The sequence below is a fragment of the Bacillus sp. GMs2/2 genome, assembly GCF_050172095.1.
GTDB lineage: Bacteria > Bacillota > Bacilli > Bacillales > Bacillaceae_G > Bacillus_A > Bacillus_A cereus.
This window is the reverse complement of sequence record NZ_JBNLYE010000212.1, coordinates 1-7039: the sequence shown is the minus strand read 5'-3', so window position 1 is coordinate 7039 and position 7039 is coordinate 1. Positions and strand designations below refer to the sequence as shown.

The window sequence follows — 7039 nt, the reverse complement described above, 5'->3', positions numbered from 1 at the left end:
TTGAGCATTAATTCAATATATCTCAATAAAAGTAATCATTCAGTAGTAGCAACGGAAAATACATATAAGGAATTTATTAATCAGATTTTCTGTCAATCTGATGAGTGGAAAGTTAAATATACAACTGTATATGATCTACCTGTTTTACAAATACAATTGAAAAGCCTACAGAAAGATAAAATAAAAACTAGTGTCTTTCACTTATTCTGGGAGAAAAAAGGAAAAACAAAAATTAAAAAGATGTATTATTGGCAGAATGGAGAGCAAAACACGTTAATACCAAATGGCAAACAAAGAAAGATTTATTTAGATAATAAGGTAATTCTCGAATTATCTAATGGGTTATTTGTATCTATTTTAGCATTATCACATAGTACAAAATGTTTTATATACGAATGGCCCAAAAAAGGGATACAAATCGGAATATATGGTAATCAGAATGAATTTAATGATGGAGATATTCGCTTTAATATTGCAGTTGGAGAAACTTTACTTGATAGTGAATACTTTTCGCAAATTTTAGTAGAGGGGAATAAGACATGAAAGTATTGTTTATTGCACCTAGTCATTTTAGCATTGGTGAGTTGCATAATGCCTTATGTCTAGCTAAACAAATTCAAAAAGATGGGGAAGTTTATTTTTTAACAAGCGAAAAATTCTCATGGTATGCCAGTAAATCTGTAGCCAATGTTACATCACTAACAAAGGGGCTAAAACAAAAAGAGGTTATTAAACAGATAATTAATTCTTTTCAGCCTGATGCAATTGTTTTAGCTGATTACCATAATTTATTTTTAGAGTCTCCAATTATTGATCTTGATTATCTATTAAACCTACACATACCTTGTTTCTCTATTGATTCTTTAGCTTGGGGTAGTGAGGACAGATTATTAGAAAATAAACTATTTAAAAATGCAAACTACAATAGCTTAAAGAAAAGGTCAGTGATTGAACTGCCTAAAATCCCGTCTCAATTTAAGCTAATTAGAACGTGTCCAGTGAATAGTCATAAACAAGATAATAAGAAGATTGTTTCTGTCAAGTTGTATAAAGAAGCTTTAGAAGTAGATGAAGAGAGAAAAATGAAAATACGAGCACAACTTGGTTGTAGAGAACAAGATAAATTAATTATGATTGCAAAATCATCATGGGCCAACTTATTAGTAAAAATGAGGCTCATGGAGAAGAAACAGTACAATGATGCAAAGTTTAGCTATGAATTTGTATTACAAGAACTATTAAGTCTATACCTTCAGGACTTTCCGAGTGATACATGTATTAAATTTATTGGGGTTTCAGATGAGACTAAATTTGTTTCTATGAAAAATGGAGGGAAAATAGAATTTGTTTCACTACCATTTCTTCATTTGGAAGAATACGAGCAACTAATATTATCGTGTGATTTATTTATCACCGATAATATTACATCCTGCTCAATGGGAAAAGCGGTATTTGGAAAAATACCTGTGATTAGTCTTGTAAACCATATGGGAAATGAAGAGTTAAGGGCTCAAAGAGATAGCTTTAGCCCTACCTTAAGAGGCATTATAGACAAATGGAATTATATAATACCTAATGGACTTTATCCATTTCTTGTATTTCCAAATGGATGGCATAAAGAATTAGCTCCATTGATGGAGCAAAATGATTATTTTAAATGTGTGTATACTTGTGAAATTTTTGATTTAAAGGAAACCAATCAAACAATATTTAATATGCTGTATAGCAAAACTGAGATTGAGAAATTAAAGAAAATGCAACAACTATATATAGATAATGTCTGTAATTTACCGACAATAAATGATGTGATAAAGAGAGAATTGGGGGCACTTAATCATGAGTAATCAAATTAATATACAAAAAGAAAAAAATGAAGCATATGATGCAGTACGTAGCGGAATAGGTGTAATAGATTTATCGGAAACAGGAAGAATTGTTGTAAAAGGGGAGGACCATGTAGAGTTCCTAGATCGTTTAGTTACGAAAGATATTATGTTTATGGAAGAAGAAACTACACTCTTTACCTTATTGTTACAAGAAGATGGGTCTGTAATCGATATAATTAATCTATTTAAAAATGAGGATTCTATTACAGTTATTACTACACCGAATAAAAAGGACACTGTACTAGCTTGGTTAGAAAATCAAAAGACAAATGGCATTGAGATTATAGATATAAGTCAAACACATTCTCTCCTTGGATTTGAAGGCCCTTATGCATGGAGATTAGCTCAACAATTTTTAGATTTCGAAATATCATCACTACCATTTCAATCATTTGTGTTAAATCAATTATTTGGAAAGGAAATTCTATTGGCAAGAACAGGTGTAACAGCAGAGTATGGTTATCAATTATTGTTTGAAAAATACTTAGAACCAATAGTCGTTGAAACCATAAATTCTTTTAATGATGACGATATTAACTTAAAAAAAGTGGATTGGGAAACATTAGAGACGTTAATGTTAGAAATTCGACATCCATATTTTGAATTTAAACATTTAGAAGAACTAAATATTTTCGAAGCTAGTTTAGAATGGTTTATTGATTTTTATAAAGATGAATTTTACGGAAGAGAATCCTTAGAACAGCAATCGGAAGCTGGAGTAAATAAAAGAATTGTGGGATTCACGACAGGAATAGAGAGTCAAATTACAGTTAATGATGAGATTTTTATAGAAGAACAATTAATTGGTAAAGTTATTGAACTTAAAGAAAGTCCTGTATTAAACATGAGACTCGGGGTTGCTTTATTAGAGGAACCATTTGCTGTTTCAGGAATTGGATTTTATGTAAAGAATAAAGAAAATGCGTTGTATGAGGCACATACTCAATCTTCACCATATATTCTACCTAAATCATGGTCAATCAAAATACTGTAAAGGTGATGGCATATGAACATAAATAATCAACGAATCGTCGTGACTGGCATGGGAATTATTTGTTCAAACGGAAATAGTGTAAAGGAATTTTGGGACAATATTAAATCTGGGAAATCTGGTATTAAAGTAATCCAAAATATCGATATGGCTGAAATGGTAACTGATTATGGCGGAGAGATTGAAAACCTTCAGGTAGATGATTACTTCTTTAAAGATGAAACAAAGGATATGGATCGATGTGGAAAATTAGGTGTCATGGCGGCAAGGGAAGCCGTTGAAAACGCAAAATTAAAAATAGAAAACTTAAATCCATACCGAGTTGGAATATCATTAGGCACATCTTTAGGAGGCATGTTGAGCGGAGAAGAATTTCATGAACAGTGGATCAAAGATGGAATTGAAAAAGCAGATGAAACGTTACTTTTTAAGTATCCAATCCATACCCCCTGTGACAATATTACTCGAGACTTAAAAATAAAAGGACCAAAAATGATTATTTCCAATGCATGTGCCGCGGGTACAAATTCAATTGGTTTTGCGCTGGATACAATTCGAAATAACAAAGCAGATATTATGATAACCGGTGGTGTAGATCCTTTATCTAAATTGTCAATGAGTGGTTTTAATAGTTTACAAGCACTAGCACCAACGCCACCATCGCCCTATAGCAAGAGTAATGGCGTGGTAATCGGAGAAGGTGCAGCCATTCTTGTTTTGGAATCATTAGATCATGCGGTTGAAAGAGGTGCAAATATCCTTGCTGAAGTAGTGGATTACGATTTATCTTCAGATGCATATCATCAGACGGCCCCAGATCCAGGTGGGGAAGGTGCTTTGAGATCCATGCGAGGTGCTTTAAAAAAAGCCAACATAGATGCGAAGGACGTAAGCTATATTAATGGACATGGTACAGGTACACCAGCAAATGATGTATCAGAGCCAAAAGCAATTCGCACATTGATTACTGAAAATAAGACACCAGTTTCTTCAACTAAATCAATGATAGGACATATGTTAGGAGCCGCAGGGGCGGCGGAAGCAGTAACAAGTATCCTTGCTATTCAACATGGATATTTACCTCCAACTATAAACTTTGAAGTTGAAAGTCAAAAGTTTAATCTAGATTTTGTACCTAACATAGGTAGGGTAAGTGATTTGAGTTATGTACTATCAAATTCATTTGCTTTCGGTGGAAACAATGCAAGTATCTTATTCTGTAAGTACAATGAGAACCTTGAGTTATCAGCGACAAAGGAAAAGTTAATTAAAGAAAAAAAAGTCGTAATTACTGGTGTAGGGGGACTTGCTGGAAATTCTTCAAATCTTAAAGAAATTAAAGATTGTATGTTTAAAGGGAAAAGTGGTACCTCAAAGATTAAACAGTGGAATGACAATCCTAAGTGCATACAAGCTGGGAAAATACCAGAACAAAACTATCGAAAGCTAATCCATCCTAATTTATTAAGGAAGATGGATTCGATTAGCAAACATGCAGTATTGTCAGTGAAAATGGCGATAGAAAACGGAAACTTAAAGATAGATAAAAATAATAGGGACAAGATAGGAATTATTTTTGCTACAGGTACAGGACCAGTTGGAACGGTAGAATCATTTAACCGGATTATTATCCAAGAGGGTGTTAAGGCTGCCAATGCTAAATTATTTCCAAACACAGTTATGAACGCAGCAGCTGGACATATTTCATTAAACTTTAAAATAAAAGGGCCTACTTCAACTATTTCATGTGGCGGGGTTTCTGGTATTAGTGCACTATACTATGCCTATGCCATGATTCAATCTAGTGATTATGACACATTCATTGTGGTAACGGCAGATGAAGTAAATAATCCAATAATAGAGGGACACTCAAAAATAAAAAGATACTTAACAACTGAGAATATAAGTCCTTTTGATTGTAATAATAGCGGTACCATACTTGGTGAAGGGAGCGTTGCCTTTATTGTAGAAAGTGAGGAGGCAGCGTTAAAAAGAAATGGTAATATTTTAGCTGAAATTAAAGGTTTTGGGTTAACATCTGATGATAGTAAGATAGGGGATTTAAATCATCTAGGAAAGGCATGGGAGGAATCTATGCGTTTAGCAATGAAAGAGGCGATGATTTCTCCAGGAGAGATAGAATATATTTGTGCAGCTGCCAATGGTCATACATATTTTGACCGTATTGAAGAGAGAGTTATAGAACGTATATTCGGAAATGGAGCTCCTGTTAGTGCCACAAAATCTATCTTTGGGGAAACTCATGCAACTGCAGGCCTTCTTTCTCTCATTAGTGTAATATGTGCATTTGATGGTGAAATACCAGCTACGCAAAATGTAAAGAGTCATAGAGGCAGAATAGATCTCGTCACAGAAAATCCTCGTAAGGCTCTGGTGAGCAATGCTTTAATTAGTACATATTCTTATGGTGGTAATTATAATTCTGTTGTAATAGGAAAATATTTAAATTAATTATTTATGTAGGAGGCCACTTTTATTAAGTATGTATCGGTCTCCTGCAAAATAAGCTATATAGTTTTTAAAGCTTAGGCTCTTAATTGAGCATATCAGAAAAATTATGAAGGAGCACAATGCCATGAAAGGTATCATTCTTGCAGGTGGGAGCGGTACTAGATTGTACCCCCTTACCCAAATTGTATCAAAGCAATTATTACCTATCTATGATAAACCCATGATTTATTATCCTTTATCAGTACTAATGTTGGCGGGGATAAGAGAGATACTAATTATTTCAACACCACAAGATATTAATAAATTTGAGCAAATGTTAGGTGATGGTTCAAAATATGGAATTACTCTTTCATATACTGTTCAGCTTTATCCAGAAGGTATAGCACAAGCATTTATAATCGCTGAGGAGTTTATTGGAAATGATAATGTAGCTTTAATTCTTGGCGATAATATCTTTTATGGTCATGGACTAACAGAATTACTAGAAAAGGCTGTTAAGAAGAAAAGGGGAGCTACAGTTTTTGGTTATTATGTCAATGATCCAGAGCGTTTTGGAGTAGTAGAGTTTGATTCTAAAAAGCATGTAATTAATATCATGGAAAAGCCAAAGGAACCAAAATCAAACTATGCAGTAACTGGTCTGTATTTTTATGATAAACGTGTGATAGAAATAGCAAAAACCATAAAACCGTCTAGTCGTGGAGAATTAGAGATAACAGATATAAACAAAGAATATCTTAAGATGGGAGAATTAGAAGTTGAATTATTGGGAAGAGGCTATGCATGGCTGGATACAGGCACACACGAATCATTATTAGAAGCAGCACAATTTATAGAAACGATTGAGAAAAGACAGAGTTTAAAAGTAGCCTGTTTAGAAGAAATTGCATTTAAAAAGAAATATATAACCAAGCCACAACTATTAAAAATAGCAAATTCGGTAAAGGAAAATCAATACAGCCGATATTTATTAAGGGTTGCCCATCAATAGCATTTAAATGAATGGAGAGAGAAGAATGCGTAAAATTCATACAGCATTAGATGGTGTTTTTATTATAGAGCTTGATAAATGCAGTGACAAACGTGGTTACTTCATAGAAACATATAATAAGAAAAAATTTGAACTTTTAGATTTACAGGGAGAATTTGTACAAGATAATCAATCATTATCTGTTCACACAGGCACGATACGTGGGCTGCATTATCAGTTGAATCCTAAAGCCCAAATGAAGGTAGTGAACTGCATTTCTGGTTCTATTTACGATGTAGTGGTAGATATTCGAAAGGGATCCCCTACGTACGGGCAATGGTTCGGAACAATTTTAAGTGAGTATAATAACCGTCTACTTACCGTTCCTAAAGGGTTTGCACATGGTTTTTGTACAATAGAACCTAATACTATCGTCCAGTATAAAGTAGATGAGTATTATTCCCCTAACCATGAAGAGGGAATTCTATGGAATGATGAAACGATAGGAATATTTTGGCCAACTAATCAACCAATTTTATCAGAAAAAGATAGAAAACTGCCTAGATTAAAAGATACTAATATCAACTTTGTTTATGGGGATGATTTTAATTGAAATTATTAATAACGGGTGGGGCAGGTTTTATTGGTAGTAATTTTATTCGTTACATTTTAAAGAAATATCCTCAATACCAAATTGTAAATGTAGATTTATTAACATAT

Annotated in this window: 6 protein-coding genes and 1 pseudogene; all 7 read left to right on the top strand. The window is 33.3% G+C overall.

The annotated features are described in order from the left end of the window. Nucleotides 1-543, top strand: a pseudogene (locus ACQGS6_RS20220) (GNAT family N-acetyltransferase); the annotation flags it as partial. After that, nucleotides 540-1844, top strand: coding sequence for a DUF6365 family protein (locus ACQGS6_RS20215; protein ID WP_098400511.1), 1305 nt, complete (start codon nucleotides 540-542; stop codon nucleotides 1842-1844). The pseudogene ACQGS6_RS20220 and the gene ACQGS6_RS20215, both read left to right, overlap by 4 nt. Continuing rightward, a complete protein-coding gene (locus ACQGS6_RS20210; RefSeq protein ID WP_098251417.1) occupies nucleotides 1837-2880 on the top strand; it encodes an aminomethyltransferase family protein in 1044 nt (347 codons plus the stop codon). Before ACQGS6_RS20215 ends, ACQGS6_RS20210 begins: the two co-directional genes overlap by 8 nt. 12 nt (nucleotides 2881-2892) lie before the next feature. Continuing rightward, complete coding sequence (locus ACQGS6_RS20205; RefSeq protein ID WP_426965486.1) at nucleotides 2893-5349, top strand: beta-ketoacyl-[acyl-carrier-protein] synthase family protein; 2457 nt, start codon at nucleotides 2893-2895, stop codon at nucleotides 5347-5349. Nucleotides 5350-5473: 124 nt separating this feature from the next. Continuing rightward, a complete protein-coding gene (gene rfbA, locus ACQGS6_RS20200; RefSeq protein WP_426965485.1) occupies nucleotides 5474-6340 on the top strand; it encodes a glucose-1-phosphate thymidylyltransferase RfbA in 867 nt (288 codons plus the stop codon). A 25-nt stretch (nucleotides 6341-6365) separates the two neighbouring features. Further along, nucleotides 6366-6932: a dTDP-4-dehydrorhamnose 3,5-epimerase gene (rfbC, locus tag ACQGS6_RS20195; protein WP_426965483.1), complete on the top strand. Its 567-nt coding sequence runs from the start codon at nucleotides 6366-6368 to the stop codon at nucleotides 6930-6932. Next, nucleotides 6929-7039, top strand: a 111-nt coding sequence (locus ACQGS6_RS20190) for a GDP-mannose 4,6-dehydratase (protein ID WP_426965487.1), incomplete at its 3' end; no start/stop codon positions are given. The genes rfbC and ACQGS6_RS20190, both read left to right, overlap by 4 nt.